This window comes from Mangrovimonas aestuarii, assembly GCF_028767185.1.
In the GTDB taxonomy this organism is placed as follows: domain Bacteria; phylum Bacteroidota; class Bacteroidia; order Flavobacteriales; family Flavobacteriaceae; genus Mangrovimonas_B; species Mangrovimonas_B aestuarii.
In genome coordinates this window covers 153,393-170,744 of sequence record NZ_JARACK010000004.1, presented here as the reverse complement: position 1 = coordinate 170,744, position 17,352 = coordinate 153,393, and the positions used below count along the sequence as shown (strand labels likewise).

The following is a 17,352-nucleotide window of genomic DNA, read 5'->3' as shown; positions in this document are numbered from 1 at the left end:
GTTTATCTTTTGGTGCACACCACTTGATTATCAAACTGCAAATTAATTTTGCTGTATGTTTTTAAGGTTTGCTCCTTATACGCTTTTTGATAAAACGCTTTTAGGTTATTTATTTTTTTATCCAATTGATTGAGTGTTCCTAATTGCACTGAGAACGGACATTGTCTCAATTTGAGACCGATGGTCCAATCTTGATTCTGATGAATCTCAACTACATGTTTTCGCAAAAAGTCGTCATTATAAACTTTATCTGCTATTTTAAAAATGGTTTGCAGTTTATTTTTTTCAACATAACCCGTAACCATTGGCACTCTTGCGGTGTAATTACTGGACAAAGGCATGAATGTACCCTGACTGTCTATGTAATACGATGCATTTGTACTCACCCTTGCAATAGGTTGTTTTTGCTCGACATCTACATTAAGCGTACCATTAACAGTAAGATACACTTGCGCGTCTTTTATGGTAGAATTGGAGTTTAGGGCACTTTCCAGTATATTCAAATCTAAAACATCTTTAGACGCACCCGTAAGCCCTCTTTGATTTTGTATTAACAACTTACTAACAGTCTCAGGCGTAATGAATAAGTTGTTATTTCCCACAAAAGAAACCTGAGGTTTCGATATAGGCCGAGCGACACTTCTTACCGAAGCAAAAACATACAAAAAGATAAGCAACCCAAAAACCAATATCATTTTTATGTAATTCCAATTAATTCGCACGACTCAACAATATATTTTTAATACGTTGCACTTCCATCCCTATATCACCCGCACCGATGCTAAGCACTACATCTGCATCATTACTCAATAGGATATTTTCTAAATCTGATTTAGAAATTAGTTCTTTATTCGGGTTATCTATTTTACCCAATAACCAACTAGAGGTCACACCTTCAATAGGCTCCTCTCGAGCTGGGTAAATATCCATTAACACCACCTGATCAAACTTCGATAGGCTAATAGCAAAATCATCGGCAAAATCCCTTGTTCTACTGAAAAGGTGGGGCTGGAATATCGCAAGGACTTTTTTCCCTGGATACATTTCCCTAACCGCCTGATGGACGGCATTAATTTCTTCCGGATGATGGGCATAATCATCTATATACGCGATAGCGTCTGTTTTTAGATGATAAGTAAACCGTCTTTTAACCCCTTTGTAAGATGCTAGAGCTTTGGCGAGCTGTGGTTGAGGGCACCCATATTCTACAGCCATCGCCAAGGCTACAATAGCATTCGACAAATTATGTCTACCAGGTAGGTTAAATTGTAAATTGTTAAGGGTTGTGTACGGGGTTTTTAAATCGAACACATAAGCCCCATTTTCTATTCTTATATTTTGACTGGAGTAATCCGAATCATCTTCTATACCATAAGTAATCCCTACCATTGGCAAACCGTTTTTCACAAACAGTTTTCCTTCAGGTTTAAGGCGTTTTGTAAATGCAACAAACGACTCCTCTAGTGCCGATGCCTCACCATAAATATCTAAATGATCCGCATCCATAGACGTTATGCACGCCATATCAGGAGACAGAGTTAAAAAGGACCTATCAAACTCATCAGCCTCCACAACAGTAACATCAGAACCTTTCATCAAAAAATTGGATTGATAGTTTTCACTAATTCCACCCAAGAAAGCAGTTACAGGAACATCGCACGAATACATAAGATGCCCCAATATACTCGTAGTTGTTGTTTTACCATGTGTTCCGGCAACCCCTAGACAAAAGGAATTTTCCGTAATCACACCTAATGCTTGCGACCTTTTAATTACTTGAAACCTCTTAGCTTTGAAATAATTTAATTCCGAATGAGAAGCCGCTATAGCAGGTGTATAAACCACTAAAGTATCCTCCTCATTTAAAAATTCAGCAGGAATTAATTCAATATTATCTTCAAAATGAATTTGCACACCAAGAGCCTCCAACGCATCGGTAATCTCTGTTTTGGTTTTATCGTAACCAGCCACTTGCTTGCCATCAGCAAGAAAATAACGTGCCAAGGCACTCATCCCGATACCGCCAATACCAATAAAGTAAACGCTATGTATAGTGTTTAAATTCATTTAATCATTAATTTCTCTACCTCATCAACAATATGATTGGTCGCATTGACCATCGCTAACGCTCTAATATTCTCGCTTAACTGTTTTTGTTTTTCAGGCGAAGCCGAAAGCTGGGAAAACTTATTTTCAAAATCCACTTCCAAATCCTCTTCTTTGATCAACAAAGCCGCCTGATGATCTACTATAGCCATGGCATTTTTGGTTTGATGATCTTCGGCCACATTTGGAGAAGGAATGAATATTACAGGTTTCCCAACAATACATAATTCCGATACCGAACTAGCACCTGCTCTTGAGATAATAAAATCCGCAGCAGCATAGGCTAAATCCATATCGTTTATAAAAGCATGGACTTGTACATTCTTTGTATGCCCGTGAATTTTATAACTATCGTAATACAGCTTACCACATTGCCAGATAATCTGAATATTTCTGGATAGGATATAATCCATTTCCTTTTTCAGGAGCTGATTAATCCTTTTCGCTCCCAAGCTTCCTCCAAGAACCAGTAATGTCTTTTTATCTGTATCAAGACCAAACTTCTTAATAGCTTGTTCTCTTTTTTTATCAATATCCAACAAATCCTGTCTTACAGGATTTCCTGTCTTCACGATTTTATCCTCAGGAAAAAAGCGCTCCAACCCATCATAGGCTACACAAACTTTGTTAGCCTTCTTAGCCAATAGCTTGTTAGTAATCCCAGGAAAGGAATTCTGTTCCTGAATAACACTAGGAATTCCTTTGCGTTCTGCCATATATAGCAACGGCCCACTTGCAAAACCTCCCGTACCTATAACCAGATCAGGTTTGAACTTTTTAAGGATTTTAGCTGACCGAGTCAAACTGCTCATCAACTTAAACGGAAACATCAAATTTTTCAACGTCAATTCCCTTTGGATACCCGAAATCCACAATCCCTCAATATTATACCCAGCTTGCGGCACTTTATCCATCTCCATTTTATCCTTGGCACCAACAAACAAGAACTCCGCATTTGGATAGCGGTTTTTAAGCTCATTGGCAATAGCTATGGCTGGATAAATATGCCCACCTGTACCACCTCCAGATAATATGACTTTATACTTTTTCATTTATATAGTTTCCGAGAGTATCTCCAACGGGTTATCTTCTACACTTTTGCTCTCTTCCTGTTCTTTCACCTCTTCACGCTTTGCGCTTACACTTAGAATAATACCCAGCGCCAAACATGTCATCCAAATAGACGTTCCTCCACTACTAATCAAAGGAAGGGTTTGCCCTGTTACTGGGAACAACTCCACAGCAACAGCCATATTTATAAGCGCCTGAAATACTATTGGCAAGCCAACACCAAGCACTAACAGCTTACCAAAAACCTCATCGGCCTTTTGGGCAGCAATTACAATTCTAAATAGCAACAGAAGATAGAGGAACATAAGAACCATTCCCCCGATCAAACCATACTCTTCAATAATGATGGCAAAAATAAAATCAGAAGCTGATTGTGGCAAGAAATTTTTCTGAACACTTTTACCCGGCCCCACGCCCTGAATACCTCCTGATGCAATTGCTATTTTAGCCTTCTCTATCTGATAATCTTCCTCACTTGTTTCCTCATCAGTAAAACTTTCAACCCTGCTAATCCAGGTATCAACACGGTTAGGCATCGCATTCGGAAAGGCTTTTGCCACCAAAACAAACAGGGTTAACGTCAATAATCCCGCACCAACAATAGCCCCTAAATAACGGATTGGATACCCTCCAAGAAACACCAACGTCAACACCATAACAAACATGATAGCCGCTGTTGAAAAGTTTGCCGGAAGAATCAATGCCAGAACTAAAAACACAGGTGCCCATAGCGGCAAAATGGTTTCTTTAAAAGTAACAACCTTATCTTTTACCTTCGACATATACCTAGCCACATACACCATCAACACCACCGAAGCCAATGTAGAGGTCTGAAACGACATACCTACAATTGGTATTTGAATCCATCTACTGGCATTTGCCCCATCAATAGTTGTCCCTTGCAAAATAGTAACCACCAACAACACCAACACAAAGGGCAACATTAACATAGAAAGACCACGAAAATATCGATATGGAATTTTATGGATCCCGTACATAATCCCGAATCCCATCGATAAATGAAAAAAGTGTTTGACAAAAAAGGTAAATGCACTTCCCCCACCACGAACATTCACTAGGTTACTAGACGCACTGTACACCGGAAGAAATGAGAATATAGCAAGTAATGCCGCTATAGCCCAAATCATTCGATCGCCTTTTATGTTCTTAAACAACTCTTTCACTTAAATAAGTTTTACAGATTCCTTACGGCTTCTTTAAAAAGCCTACCGCGTTCCTCGTAATTCTCAAACAAATCGAAACTTGCACAAGCAGGTGACAACAACACATTATCTCCAGCTTCAGCTAACTTATAAGCCATTTTCACAGCCTCATTCATATCTTGAGTCTCAACAATAACCTCAACCATACCTGAAAAAGTATCCAACAACTTTTTGTTCTCTACTCCCAAACAAATGATTGCTTTTACCTTTTCGTTTACAAAACGAAACAACTCCTGATAGTTATTCCCTTTATCCTGTCCACCAACAATCCAAACTGTTGGCGCATCCATACTTTCTAAAGCATAATATGTTGCATTTACATTAGTTGCTTTAGAATCGTTGATATACTGCACCTTGTTTATCTTAAGAACGTTTTCCAAACGGTGTTCCACACCTTGGAAATTTTCCAAACTTTCTCTTATGGTTTGTTTTCTTATACGTAGCAAATGCGCTACAGTTGAGGCAGCCATTGCATTCTTTACATTATGCTTACCTTCTAAAGCTAGATTTGTTGTTGGCATAGATATTTTGCTATTATCAATTGTTATTACTATTTCTTTATTTTCATTTAAATATGTGCCTTCACTCACTTTTCTTTCCAGAGAAAAAGGTAAAAGCTTAGATTTCACAGGATGCTTTTCAAGCCAATCTGTTACCACAGGATCATCTCCATCATAGATTAAATAATCGTCTGATGTTTGATTCATTGCTATCCTAAATTTAGAAGCAATGTAATTCTCAAACTTATACTCATAGCGATCTAGATGATCTGGCGTGATGTTAGTAATCACAGCGATATGAGGCTTAAATTCGATTATTCCGTCCAACTGAAAACTACTGATCTCCAAAACGTAGTTGGGATAGTTATGTTCCAAAACCTGCTTTGCAAAACTCTCTCCAATATTCCCAGCTAACCCTACACTAAACTCCTGTTTCAGTAGGTGATACGTCCACGATGCTGTAGTTGTTTTACCGTTACTTCCGGTGATCCCAACCAAGGCAGCCTCAGTAAATCGAGCTGTAAACTCCAACTCACTGATTACAGGAATCCCTCTTTCAACAAGCACCTTAATCAACGGTGCTTTATCTGGAATGCCCGGACTTTTCATCACCTCGTCGGTATTGAAAATTTTGGATTCTGTATGAGAACCTTCTTCCCAATCAATGTTATTCTGAATAAGAACGTCTTTATATTTTTGTTTTATCGCTCCCTTATCGGAAACAAAAACATCATAACCTTTAGCTTTTCCCAAAAGCGCTGTTCCTACACCACTTTCACCACCGCCAAGAATGACCAATCGCTTTGATTTCATATCAACCCTATCGAATCTTTAAGGTTACTATTGAAATCACCGCCAGCAAGATTCCAACAATCCAAAAACGGGTTACAATCTTACTTTCGTGATATCCCAACTTCTGATAATGATGATGCAAAGGCGACATCTTAAAAATGCGCCGTCCTTCACCATATTTCTTTTTTGTATACTTAAAGTAGCTCACCTGTAATACCACAGATAAATTCTCAGCTAAGAATATTCCGCATAACACAGGGATTAACCACTCCTTTCTAACAGCGATTGCTATCACAGCTATAATTCCACCAATTGTCAAACTACCGGTATCACCCATGAACACTTGAGCCGGATAAGTATTATACCATAAAAACCCAACCAAGGCCCCAACAAAAGCAGCTATGTAAATGGTTATCTCTTCAACCCTTGGGATGTACATAATATTCAGGTAATCGGAAAAAATAATGTTACCGGACACCCATGCAAAAATCCCAAGCGTCAATACTATTATAGCAGAAGTTCCAGATGCAAGTCCATCTATACCATCCGTAAGGTTGGCTCCATTGGATACAGCCGTAATTATGAAAATCACAATTGGAATAAAAATAATCCAAGCGTAATTTGCTAAATCCGGATGTATCCAGGACACCAACTTGGCATAGTCAAATTCGTTAGCCTTAACAAAAGGTATTGTTGTTTTAGTAGATTTCTCCTCAGGCTTAAACTGCTTCATATGCTGAGCCCCGTCGGTCATCATTACTTGCTCTTGTTGAGCCACCGGCAATTCTTCTTTGATAGTTACTTCAGGATGGAAATACAATGTAGTCCCCACTATTATCCCCAAACCAACCTGACCCATCACTTTGAATTTTCCTTTTAATCCTTCTTTATCGTTCTTAAACTTTTTGATGTAGTCGTCAACAAAACCGATAACTCCCATCCAAATAGTCGTCACAATTAATAGTATGATATAAATATTATCCAGCTTAGAAAATAAGAGCACAGGAATTAAGGTTGCAAGAATAATAATTACTCCACCCATAGTTGGGGTTCCAGCTTTTTCAACCTGACCTTCCAGACCTAAATCACGGATAGTCTCCCCAACTTGTTGACGTTGTAAAAATCTAATAATACGCTTACCGTAAATAGTAGAGATAAGCAAAGACAATATTAACGCCACAGCTGCTCGAAAGGTTATAAACCCAAAAAGCGAAGCCCCTGGAAACTGATAGTGTTTTTCTAAGTATTCAAATAAATAATACAGCATATTATTTCTGTAATTGCTTTAAAAATTCCTGAACAATTTTAAAATCATCAAAATCGAATCGTTCTCCTTTGATTTCCTGATAGGTTTCATGCCCTTTTCCGGCGATCAAAATAATATCCTTTGACTGCGCCAATTGACAAGCAGTTTTAATTGCCTGCCTCCTATCCGTTATCGACAGTATTTTACTTGTATTTTGAGGCTCTACACCAGCTTCAACTTCCGCAATAATCGTATCAGGGTCTTCACTTCTCGGATTATCACTTGTAAAAATCACTTTCGTACTTAAGGCTGATGCAATATGTCCCATTTTAGGGCGCTTGGTTTTATCTCGATCACCACCACAACCAACAACCGTAATCAAACTTTCGTTTTTGGTTCTGATAGCATTAATGGTTTCTAAAACATTCTTAAGAGCATCTGGTGTATGCGCATAGTCTACTATAGCTGTAATCTGATTACCGGAAACCAAATACTGAAAACGTCCACTCACGCTTTCCAACTCACTAATCAGTCGAAGCACCTCAACAGATTCCAGCCCCAACAATTCCGCTGTAGCGTAAATTGCCAAAATATTATAAGCATTAAAGTTTCCGATAAGTTTAGTCCATACTTCATGATCATTTACTTTAAGTAACAAACCACTGAATTGATTCTCTAAGATTGCCGCCTTATAATCTGCATAAGCTTTTAAAGCATAGGTCACCTTCTTGGCCTTAGTATTCTGAAGCATTACTGCTCCATTCTTATCATCGATGTTAACCAAAGCAAAAGCCGACTTTGGCAACTGATCAAAAAATCGCTTTTTAACATCACGGTATTCCGCAAAGGTTTCGTGATAATCCAAATGATCATGGGATAGGTTAGTGAAAATCCCCCCTCCAAAATGCAGCCCTTCTGTTCTGTTTTGATGAATACCATGCGAACTCACCTCCATAAAACAATACTCCACCCCTGCGTCATTCATTAAGTGTAAGTATTTATTAATAGACAGTGAATCTGGTGTTGTATGTGTTGCCTTGTACTCTTCATTATCCACCATAATCTTTACGGTAGATAGCAACCCTACTTTATAACCAGCTTTTTTAAATAAGTTATACAGTAAACTAGCAATTGTTGTTTTTCCGTTAGTACCTGTTACACCTATTAGCTTAAGGTTATCCGATGGCGAACCATAATAGTTAGAAGCCATGATTGCCAAAGCTCGAGAAGAATCTTCCACTTGAACATAAGTCACTCCATTCACCTTACTCTCTGGCATGGCTTCACAAATAACCACCAATGCCCCCTGTGCAACAGCTTTATCAATATATTCATGACCGTCTACAGAATACCCTTTAATTGCCACAAAAACATCATTAAGCGACACTTTTCGAGAATCGAACTCAATGTTGTTTACATGCACGTTTGTGTTTCCAACAACAGCATCTATATTGACTTTATATAATATGTCTTTTAGCTCACTCAAGATATTTGTAATACTACAGTTTGATTTGTTTTTACTTTTTGACCTTTTTCTACCGATTGCTTTTTCACAACCCCAACCCCTTCACACTTCACCTTCAATCCGAGATTTTCAAGAATCGCAACAGCATCCATTACTGGCATCCCAACTACACTAGGCATAATGGTTTTATACTTTTGAGATACCTCATAGTACTCCTGATACCCTTTTTCTGTATTTGCATCAACAACCTCTAAAGACTCCAACTCATCTACAATTGGAGTATCTGTATGGATTTTTTGAGCAATCTTCTTAAATACAGGCCCAGACACATCAGCTCCATAGTACCCGACACTTTTATCTGGCTCATGAATAACTACAATACAAGAGTACTTTGGTTCGTCTGCAGGGAAGAATCCCGCAAAAGATGAGATATAGCTCAACTTATCTTTTTTGGAATAGTTTTTTTGACACGTTCCCGTTTTCCCCGCCATAGAAAAATTAGACGAATATAATCTATGCCCGGTACCATGATCTTTCTCCACCACGTTCTTAAGCAGCTGCTTAACCTTCACAACAGTCTCCCTAGAACATATCTGCGGATTAATCACTTCTTTTTTAAACGGCACCACCACTTTATCAAACTCCCTTACCTCCTTTAAAAACTGAGGCTTCACCATCTCGCCTTCATTTGCAATGGCATTATAGAATGTCAAAGTTTGTAGTGGCGTAAACGACACTCCATACCCATACGCCATCCACTGCAATGCAATACCACTCCAACGTTTTTTATCATCTGGATGAGGAATTACGGGCTCTCCCTCCCCAATTATTGGTAAATCAAGCTGCTGATTAAGATTCATCGCATATAAGTGCTCAACAAACTTTTTGGGGTTCTTCCCGTAAGCCTTATCAATCACCTTAACGATACCGGTATTCGACGACACTTCAAAAGCTTTAGCTACAGAAATTTTTCCGTACCCACCACGCTTAGAATCACGCACTTTTTTCCCGTAAAAAGAAATAACCCCTTTCTCGGTGTCAACAACATCACTAGTATCGACTACCTTATCCTCAATAGCCGCAGTAAGCGCCATCAGTTTAAAAGTTGATCCAGGCTCATGAGTTTCCCCTACAGCATAATTCAGGCGCTCGTAATAACTCCCATTCGTACTACGTCCCAAGTTTGAGATTGCTCTTATTTCACCAGTTTCAACTTCCATAACCACCACACACCCGTGATCAGCTTTATATTTTTCCAATTGTTCCAGCAAAGCATGATGAGCTATATCCTGAATATTCACATCGATAGTAGTGTAAACATCATATCCATCCTGCGGCTCAACCTGATTATAGTCCATAACAGGCTTCCATTGACCCTTACCTATTTTTTGCTTTAAACGCTTACCGTCTTTTCCTCGCAAATACTGAACCCCAAATGCACCATCAATTCCTGGTCGTGTTACGTTCCCTGACTCATCCACACGTTCATAACCTATTGTGCGTTCAGCTATCCCTCCCATCGGGTGTTCTCTTTTGGTAGTTTGCTCTACAATTAAACCACCTTTGTAAGCCCCTAACTCTAACATTGGAAAACTTCTAAAGCGGATATAATCGGAATAACCGAGATTTCTCGCCAAAAGAAAATATCGGTTTTTGTTAGCACGTGCTTTTCTTAATGTTTTTTGATAATAACTTGAAGATTTACCGAAATACACAGACAATGAATCGCTAAACCCTTTTAAATATTTTTCAAACGTTTTATCACTGGGGGTCAAGGCATCAAAACGAATGTCATACTTTGGCACAGAAGCAGCCAAGAGACTCCCATCAACCGCATATACATTTCCGCGATTTGCAGGTATCACCACATTCTTAAGCGTACGCTTTTCAGCCAAATCACGATACTTTTCACCATGAACAAACTGAATAGTGAGCAGCTTGAACACCACAGCAAGCGCGAAGATAAACATACACCCTGCTAAAAAATACACTCGATTTAATATGTTCTTCTCGTTTACTGCCAAGACAAAACCTATTGTTGGGATTTAACTTTAATCTTCTTTGGGGGAATCTCAGACGGCTTCACCCCTTTTAATTCGAGCTTCGCCACTATATTCGATTCCATTTTTATTCTCATAAGCCTTGAACGCCCATCCATAAAAGACGATCGCAGCTCTTTAACTTCATTCCCTAAACGCGCAATTTCATGTACTTTCCTATCCACACTATGTGAACTAGCAATCATTACAATAGCCAAAAAGGACACAAAGAAAATGATGCGCCAGTTTTTAAAGGCATCATCATTAACCAAGAACTTCCCTTTTAATAAACCGTAAACTCCTTGTTTCATAGTTTTTCAGCTATTCTCAACTTTGCACTACGCGCCCTACTGTTTTCTTCAATCTCCTCTTTAGTCGGAACAATCAACCCGCCTACTTTTTTTAATGGCACCTCAAAATTACCGAACATATCACGCTCAGGTTCACCCTCAAACATTCCGTTTCTAATAAAACGCTTCACCAAGCGATCTTCTAAGGAATGATAGGAAATCACACTCAAGCGACCTCCTTTTTTTAACACTTCAGGAACCTGCATCAAAAACTCTTTAAGAACCTCTATCTCCTGATTCACCTCAATGCGTATCGCCTGATAAATCTGAGCCAGCACCTTATTCTCTTTTCTAGGCGGCAAGAACCGCTTCAAAACCTCTTTTAATTGAATAGATGTTAATATTTCACCATTCTGCCTCGCCTCTATTATGGCGCGAGCCATAGCAGGACCCTGACGCAACTCCCCATACTGCCAAAACACTTGACGCAGCTGCTCTTGCTCATATTCATTCACCACATGATACGCCGAAAGCGCACTATCTTGATTCATGCGCATATCCAATTCAGATTCAAATCGTGTTGAGAATCCACGCTCCGCAACATCAAACTGATGAGAAGACACACCAAAATCACCCAAAACACCATCAACTTCACGAACACCATAGAACCTTAAAAACCTTTTTAGGTATCTAAAATTCTCATTAATCAATGTAAAACGCTTATCATCTATTGCATTTTCCAATGCGTCTTTATCTTGATCAAAAGCAAACAACTTACCCTTTTCACCAAGCCTGCTCAATATCTCACGACTATGCCCACCACCTCCAAAGGTCACATCCACATACACACCATCAGGCTTGATATTCAAACCATCAACAGTCTCCATTAACAATACCGGCTTATGATATTCCATAGTCTTCATTATCAAATCCCATTACTTCTTCAGCTAAAGCAGCAAAATCGTCGTCATCGCCAGCGATTTGCTTTTCATAACCATCTTTATCCCAAATCTCAACAATGTTGATTGCCGACGACACCACAATATCTTTTGATATACCCGCAAAAACAACTAAGTCTTTAGGAATCAACAAACGTCCATTCCCATCAACTTCCACTACTTTAACTCCAGCAGTAAACCGACGAATAAAGTCGTTGTTCTTTTTGTTAAACCTATTAAGTTTGTTCATTTTTTGCATAAGGCGCTCCCACTCCTCCATTGGATACAATTCCAAACAAGATTGAAAAACCGAGCGCTTTATCACAAAACCATTTTGCAACATAGGAGTCATCTGCTTTTTGAGCGCAGCAGGCATCATCATCCGCCCTTTAGCGTCTACTTTGCATTCGTATACTCCTATTAATGAGGTCACAAAAAATTGTTTTATTACAAATGGTTTGATTTTCAAATATATTAAAAATTACTCCACATTTTACCACTTTTTACCACTTTGTTGATAAATTCCCCACTGCAATCCACCACTTACAAGACCAACACTACCAGGAAAGCAGATTACAATTCAGTATCAAACACTTATACACAAAACCCGCTAAAAGCGCATTATTGTTAATATCCCAAAGGTCAAGCTTATATTACCTTTTCCTCATCTATGGTTGTAATACAAATGATTTGACTATATTTGTTTTTTAGTGAAACTGACTAATCAACATTGATGACGCATCGTTTAATAAAAGAAAAAGAGTTCAGTTATTTAGAAGTTGGTAAAGGCACCCCAATAATTGTACTTCATGGCTTAATGGGCGGTTTAAGCAATTTCGATGCTGTAACCCAGCACTTCAGCAAAAATGGCTACAGTGTTATTATACCGGAATTACCCATCTACACAATGTCACTTTTAAAAACCAATGTGAAGAGCTTTGCAAAGTACCTTCATGACTTTATTGAGTTTAAAGGGTTTGACGAAGTTATTCTTTTAGGTAATTCACTAGGTGGACATATTGGACTTTACCACACAAAACTGTATCCCAAAAAAGTAAAAGCTCTTATCATTACGGGAAGCTCCGGCCTATACGAAAGCGCCATGGGAAGCGGCTACACAAAAAGAAGCGACTACGAGGTTATTAAGAAAAAAGCTCAGGATGTTTTTTACGATCCAGAAGTTGCTACCAAGGAAATTGTAGATGAAGTTTACGCTACAGTAAATGACAGAAACAAATTGGTAAAAACCCTAGCTATTGCCAAAAGTGCAATCCGTCACAATATGGCCAAGGATCTGCCAAAAATGCACACTCCAACTTGTATTATTTGGGGTAAAAATGATAAAGTTACCCCTCCAGAGGTAGCAGAAGAATTTAACACACTGCTGCCCGATTCCAAGTTATTTTGGATTGATAAGTGTGGGCACGCTGCGATGATGGAGCACCCTGAAGAGTTTAACAGTATTTTAGAACGCTGGCTAAATGAGCGCGGCCTATAAACAAAACCCTATGCAGATTAAATCAGCTGATTTTGTAATGAGTAATTCCGATGTAGCGAAATGCCCAAAGGATTTCTTACCAGAATATGCATTTATTGGACGCAGTAACGTCGGGAAATCATCATTGATAAACATGTTGACCCAGAGAAGAAGTCTTGCAAAAACCTCTGGAAGACCTGGAAAAACTCAATTAATAAACCATTTCATCATTAACAAGAATTGGTATCTGGTTGATTTACCCGGTTATGGCTATGCACGTGTATCTAAATCTGCAAAAAAGACCTTTCAGAAGTTTATCACGTCGTATTTCAGTAAGCGTAAGCAACTAGTATCTGCTTTTGTTTTGGTTGATATTCGTCACGAGCCCCAAACTATAGATTTAGAATTTATGCAATGGCTAGGAGAAAACATGATTCCTTTTTCCATAATTTTCACCAAAGCAGACAAGTTAAAACCAAATGCCATTGAGCGCAATGTAGAGGCTTATAAAAATACACTACTTGAGTTCTGGGAAGAATGCCCACATTACTTTATTACATCTTCAAGCAAAGGCATTGGACGTGACGAAGTACTAGAGTTTATTAACGGTATAAATATTGAACTCAACCAAAAAAAATAGGTTATAAAAAAATACTACCGCTCTTAAAATTCTAACCTTTCACATCTAAAGCATCCCTTAATGCATTTCCTATTAGCATAAAAGCCATTACCAAACTCATAATGCACACACCGGGAATTAAGGCCAAATAAGGTTTGCCGAGTATAATATAATTGTAGTGATCCTTAATCATTGCTCCCCAACTCGCCATTGGTGGCTGCGCTCCGATCCCCAAGAAACTTAATCCACTCTCAATTAAAATTGCAGCAGCAAAATTTGCCGCCGAAATTACGATTACCGGAGCCATTATATTTGGCAAGATATGCTTTGCCACAATTCTGAAGTCATTATAGCCAAGTGCTCTGGCAGCAGTCACATACTGCATTTCCTTAACCCCCATAATTTGACCACGAACAACACGCGCTACTTCTACCCACATCGTTAAACCAACCGCAACAAACACTTGCCAAAATCCTTTTCCTAAAGCAAGTGTTATAGCAATCACCAAAAGCAACGTAGGAATAGACCAAGTTACATTGATAATCCACATAATTAAAACATCAACCTTCCCCCCATAATACCCCGCTAGACTACCTAAAAAAACCCCAATTAACAGTGAGATAAACACCGCTATAAAACCAATGGAAAAGGAAATACGGGAACCTATTAGAATTCTACTCAACAAATCACGGCCATACTTATCTGTGCCGAGAAGAAAAGTTTTTAACTTTATATTATTGATTGGATCACCTGAAAACACCGAAAGACTTAGAGACTTTTTCAACCCTTCAATACCATCTGAAGCATATTCGGTATACTCTAAATTGTCTCCTAAAATTTGATAACCGGCAATAGGGGTTTCAGTACCAACAAATCGCTCCCCAAAAAACAACCTTCCCAACAAAGACTGACTATCTTCCACTCCCGAAGGAATAGTTAACATCTGCACCTCAAACCCTGGTGGTTTTGAATGAATGGATAAATGCATTTGATTGGCATATTGAGAATTGTCTGGCGCCAAAACATACGCAAACAATGATATAAACCCTACCAATACGATAAAACACAAACTAAAAACGCCCCAAAAATTCTTTTTGAATTTTTGGAGCGCAACATACCATAATGAATGTGATGTTTCACTCATCTATATCTGTTACTCTTTTACTGTGGCTACTTTTTTTATTGAATAAGTCATGCGTAAGTCATCCAAAACATTTAAAGCCTCCTCCATATACACATCCTGACTTAAACTCTTATGCCAACGATCACGTTTTTCCTGAAGCACACTATCTTGAGCAAATAGTTCTTTTTCATAAGGCAAAGAATCAAAGGTTAAATCGGTTTGATAGTCTTCAATTTTATCGAAACGCTTTGCCTCTTCTTCATTTTGATCAAGCTCTGCTTTATAGACGCTATAATTTAGCGAGTATTGCTTTTCATCCATTTTAGTCTTAATCCATTTCGCATTCTCTTCAATTAACTTTAGCTGACTGTTATTATTCATACGATCAATACTTTTTTTAATAGTAGCATCATAATCAAAATAGCTATCCCAAATAGCATAATCCACAGATTCGATACTATCCCAAGGTAGAGGATTATCTTGATCTTTTTCTCCAATATCGATAAAACTATATCTGTCCGGCACAATTACATCACTTTTAACACCCTCAAGCTGCGTAGAACCACCATTGATTCTATAGAACTTTTGAGTGGTAAGCTTTAATGCTCCAAGGTCACCATTGGTATTGTTTCTCACCATACGGTTTAGATCCAAAACATTTTGAACAGTTCCTTTTCCATAAGTTTGTTTACTACCAATAATAATAGCACGCTTATAATCCTGCATCGCAGCAGCCAATATCTCTGAAGCCGAAGCAGACAACTCATTAACCAAAATCACTAATGGCCCATCCCAAACAATTGCTTTATCCTTATCTTCAAGCACTTCCTTTGGCTCTCCAGTAGTGCGTACCTGAACAACTGGTCCATCTTTAATGAACAAGCCTGCAATATCCACAACAGTTTGCAGAGATCCTCCTCCGTTGTTTCTAAGATCAAGAACCAACCCTTCCATGCCTTGTTTCTTCAAACGCTCTATCTCTTGTTTAATATCAGAAGCAGCATTACGATTCTTATAATCATCAAAATCTATATAAAACCTAGGCAAGTTAATAACGCCATAATGTTTGTTATTTTTATCAACAATTGATGATTTAGCGTAGGTTTCTTCAAGCTCTACTATATCCCTAGTAATACTAATGTCCTCTACAGATCCGTCAACTTTTTTAACAGTTAGTATAACAGTTGTTCCTTTAGGACCTTTTATCAATTTAATGGCATCATCCAATCGCATACCAACTATGTTCACAGACTCTTTCTCGTCTTCCTGACGTACTTTCATAATGATATCTCCTACTTCAAGTTCTTGACCTCTCCATGCAGGTCCTCCTGAAATTAACTCAACTATTTTAGTATTATCATTTCGTTTCTGTAATCTAGCTCCAATTCCTTCCAATTTTCCCGACATTTGCTGATCGAAACGATCTTTATCTTCTGGAGCAAAATAGAAGGTGTGAGGATCGAACTCTTCAACCACTGAATTAATATAAATAGCAAACCAGTCCTTACGCTGTAAATCATCAACATAGTCATTGTAATACATATCTATGGACTTCAAGGTTTCAGCCCTTGCTTCCTTTTCAATTTCTTCAGAAGTTTTCATTACATAAGAAGCATCCTCGTCAAGTATTTGTTCTTCTTGTGAAACGACATTATCGTAATTGGAAATAGTATTAAACTTTAATTGCTGTCTCCAACGCTCTTTCATTTCCTTTTTACTCTTTGGAAAACTTAGATTATCATAATCTGCATTAAAAGTTTCGTCCTTAGTGAAGTCGAATGGCTGATCTAATATTTCCTTGTAGATTATCTTACTTTCATCAATACGCTCCATTAAACGTTCATGGGTTATATTGAAAAAGGTAATATCAGTTTCCTTTAACTGATCGTCCAACAGGGTTTTGTACTTTTCAAATTCCTTGATATCCGACTCATAAAAATAACGCTTCAAAGGATCAATCTGTTCTAGGTAATGATCGTAAACTTCCTTTGAAAATTCATCATCCATATCTCTCGGATTAAAATGACCTCGTTCCAGAACATAAGTTATAACTTGAACAAGTAATTTATCTTTATCTGGATTGTCAAATGTCTTCGTTGTAAAGCTACAAGAGGCGAACGCCAATAATAGCATTAGGAGAAAAATATTATACTTCCTTTTCATAACTCTTTAGGCATTATTAATTTTTACTAATTTAAGGGAAAAAACTGTGCCATTGAAGCGATTGCAAACTAATTTTTTGTTAAACCCCAATCATCTCTAACACCTTGAAAGTAATGCGATGATTTCTAGGTAAAAATATTTTTTAGCTCAAAAAAATACTTCTATTTATAAATTCACATGCTTCTTCAACTCTGTTGAAAATTTAAGTCAGATTTTTAAATTTTCTTTTTTATGAGAATTATGCACCTTGTCCGACACAAATTGATTAAATCCATCGGAAAATATGTATTTTAGCAAGGA

15 protein-coding genes are annotated in these 17,352 nt (G+C 38.0%); 2 read left to right on the top strand and 13 right to left on the bottom strand.

All coding sequences use genetic code 11. The features are described 5' to 3' along the window. Positions 1–2: 2 nt before the first annotated feature. The 11 genes from PWU04_RS06895 to mraZ form a co-directional block, all read right to left on the bottom strand. Positions 3–722 carry a cell division protein FtsQ/DivIB gene (locus tag PWU04_RS06895; protein WP_274475224.1) on the bottom strand — a complete coding sequence of 240 codons (720 nt, stop codon included), beginning with the start codon at positions 720–722 and terminating at the stop codon, positions 3–5. After that, positions 712–2,067 carry a UDP-N-acetylmuramate--L-alanine ligase gene (gene murC / locus PWU04_RS06890; protein ID WP_274475223.1) on the bottom strand — a complete coding sequence of 452 codons (1,356 nt, stop codon included), beginning with the start codon at positions 2,065–2,067 and terminating at the stop codon, positions 712–714. The genes PWU04_RS06895 and murC overlap by 11 nt, the downstream gene beginning before the upstream one ends. After that, on the bottom strand, positions 2,064–3,158 hold the full coding sequence (gene murG, locus PWU04_RS06885) for an undecaprenyldiphospho-muramoylpentapeptide beta-N-acetylglucosaminyltransferase (RefSeq protein WP_274475222.1): 1,095 nt from the start codon (positions 3,156–3,158) through the stop codon (positions 2,064–2,066). Before murG ends, murC begins: the two co-directional genes overlap by 4 nt. Then, on the bottom strand, positions 3,159–4,361 hold the full coding sequence (locus PWU04_RS06880) for an FtsW/RodA/SpoVE family cell cycle protein (RefSeq protein ID WP_274475220.1): 1,203 nt from the start codon (positions 4,359–4,361) through the stop codon (positions 3,159–3,161). Positions 4,362–4,372: 11 nt separating this feature from the next. Further along, complete coding sequence (murD, locus tag PWU04_RS06875) at positions 4,373–5,713, bottom strand: UDP-N-acetylmuramoyl-L-alanine--D-glutamate ligase (protein WP_274475219.1); 1,341 nt, start codon at positions 5,711–5,713, stop codon at positions 4,373–4,375. A 7-nt stretch (positions 5,714–5,720) separates the two neighbouring features. Continuing rightward, complete coding sequence (gene mraY, locus PWU04_RS06870; RefSeq protein ID WP_274475218.1) at positions 5,721–6,959, bottom strand: phospho-N-acetylmuramoyl-pentapeptide-transferase; 1,239 nt, start codon at positions 6,957–6,959, stop codon at positions 5,721–5,723. A 1-nt stretch (position 6,960) separates the two neighbouring features. Then, the gene (locus PWU04_RS06865) at positions 6,961–8,424 is read right to left on the bottom strand and encodes a UDP-N-acetylmuramoyl-L-alanyl-D-glutamate--2,6-diaminopimelate ligase (protein WP_274475217.1); all 1,464 of its coding nucleotides are present in this window, start codon (positions 8,422–8,424) and stop codon (positions 6,961–6,963) included. Then, positions 8,421–10,373: a penicillin-binding protein gene (locus PWU04_RS06860; protein ID WP_274475375.1), complete on the bottom strand. Its 1,953-nt coding sequence runs from the start codon at positions 10,371–10,373 to the stop codon at positions 8,421–8,423. The genes PWU04_RS06865 and PWU04_RS06860 overlap by 4 nt, the downstream gene beginning before the upstream one ends. A gap of 62 nt (positions 10,374–10,435) precedes the next feature. Then, positions 10,436–10,753, bottom strand: coding sequence for an FtsL-like putative cell division protein (locus tag PWU04_RS06855; RefSeq protein WP_274475216.1), 318 nt, complete (start codon positions 10,751–10,753; stop codon positions 10,436–10,438). Next, entirely contained in the window at positions 10,750–11,646 is an 897-nt protein-coding gene (gene rsmH / locus PWU04_RS06850; protein WP_274475215.1) for a 16S rRNA (cytosine(1402)-N(4))-methyltransferase RsmH, read from the bottom strand. The genes PWU04_RS06855 and rsmH overlap by 4 nt, the downstream gene beginning before the upstream one ends. Continuing rightward, positions 11,633–12,103: a division/cell wall cluster transcriptional repressor MraZ gene (mraZ, locus tag PWU04_RS06845; RefSeq protein ID WP_274475214.1), complete on the bottom strand. Its 471-nt coding sequence runs from the start codon at positions 12,101–12,103 to the stop codon at positions 11,633–11,635. Before mraZ ends, rsmH begins: the two co-directional genes overlap by 14 nt. Before the next feature lie 300 nt (positions 12,104–12,403). Between mraZ and PWU04_RS06840 the strand changes: the two genes are divergently transcribed. Then, positions 12,404–13,168, top strand: a complete 765-nt coding sequence (locus tag PWU04_RS06840) for an alpha/beta fold hydrolase (protein ID WP_274475213.1) — start codon at positions 12,404–12,406, stop codon at positions 13,166–13,168. 10 nt (positions 13,169–13,178) lie between these two features. After that, the gene (yihA, locus tag PWU04_RS06835; protein WP_274475212.1) at positions 13,179–13,787 is read left to right on the top strand and encodes a ribosome biogenesis GTP-binding protein YihA/YsxC; all 609 of its coding nucleotides are present in this window, start codon (positions 13,179–13,181) and stop codon (positions 13,785–13,787) included. Positions 13,788–13,818: 31 nt separating this feature from the next. Here the strand turns inward: yihA and PWU04_RS06830 are convergent, their stop codons facing one another. Next, entirely contained in the window at positions 13,819–14,910 is a 1,092-nt protein-coding gene (locus tag PWU04_RS06830; protein ID WP_274475210.1) for an ABC transporter permease, read from the bottom strand. Positions 14,911–14,919: 9 nt separating this feature from the next. After that, on the bottom strand, positions 14,920–17,052 hold the full coding sequence (locus tag PWU04_RS06825) for a carboxy terminal-processing peptidase (RefSeq protein WP_274475209.1): 2,133 nt from the start codon (positions 17,050–17,052) through the stop codon (positions 14,920–14,922). Between the last annotated feature and the right edge of the window lie 300 nt (positions 17,053–17,352).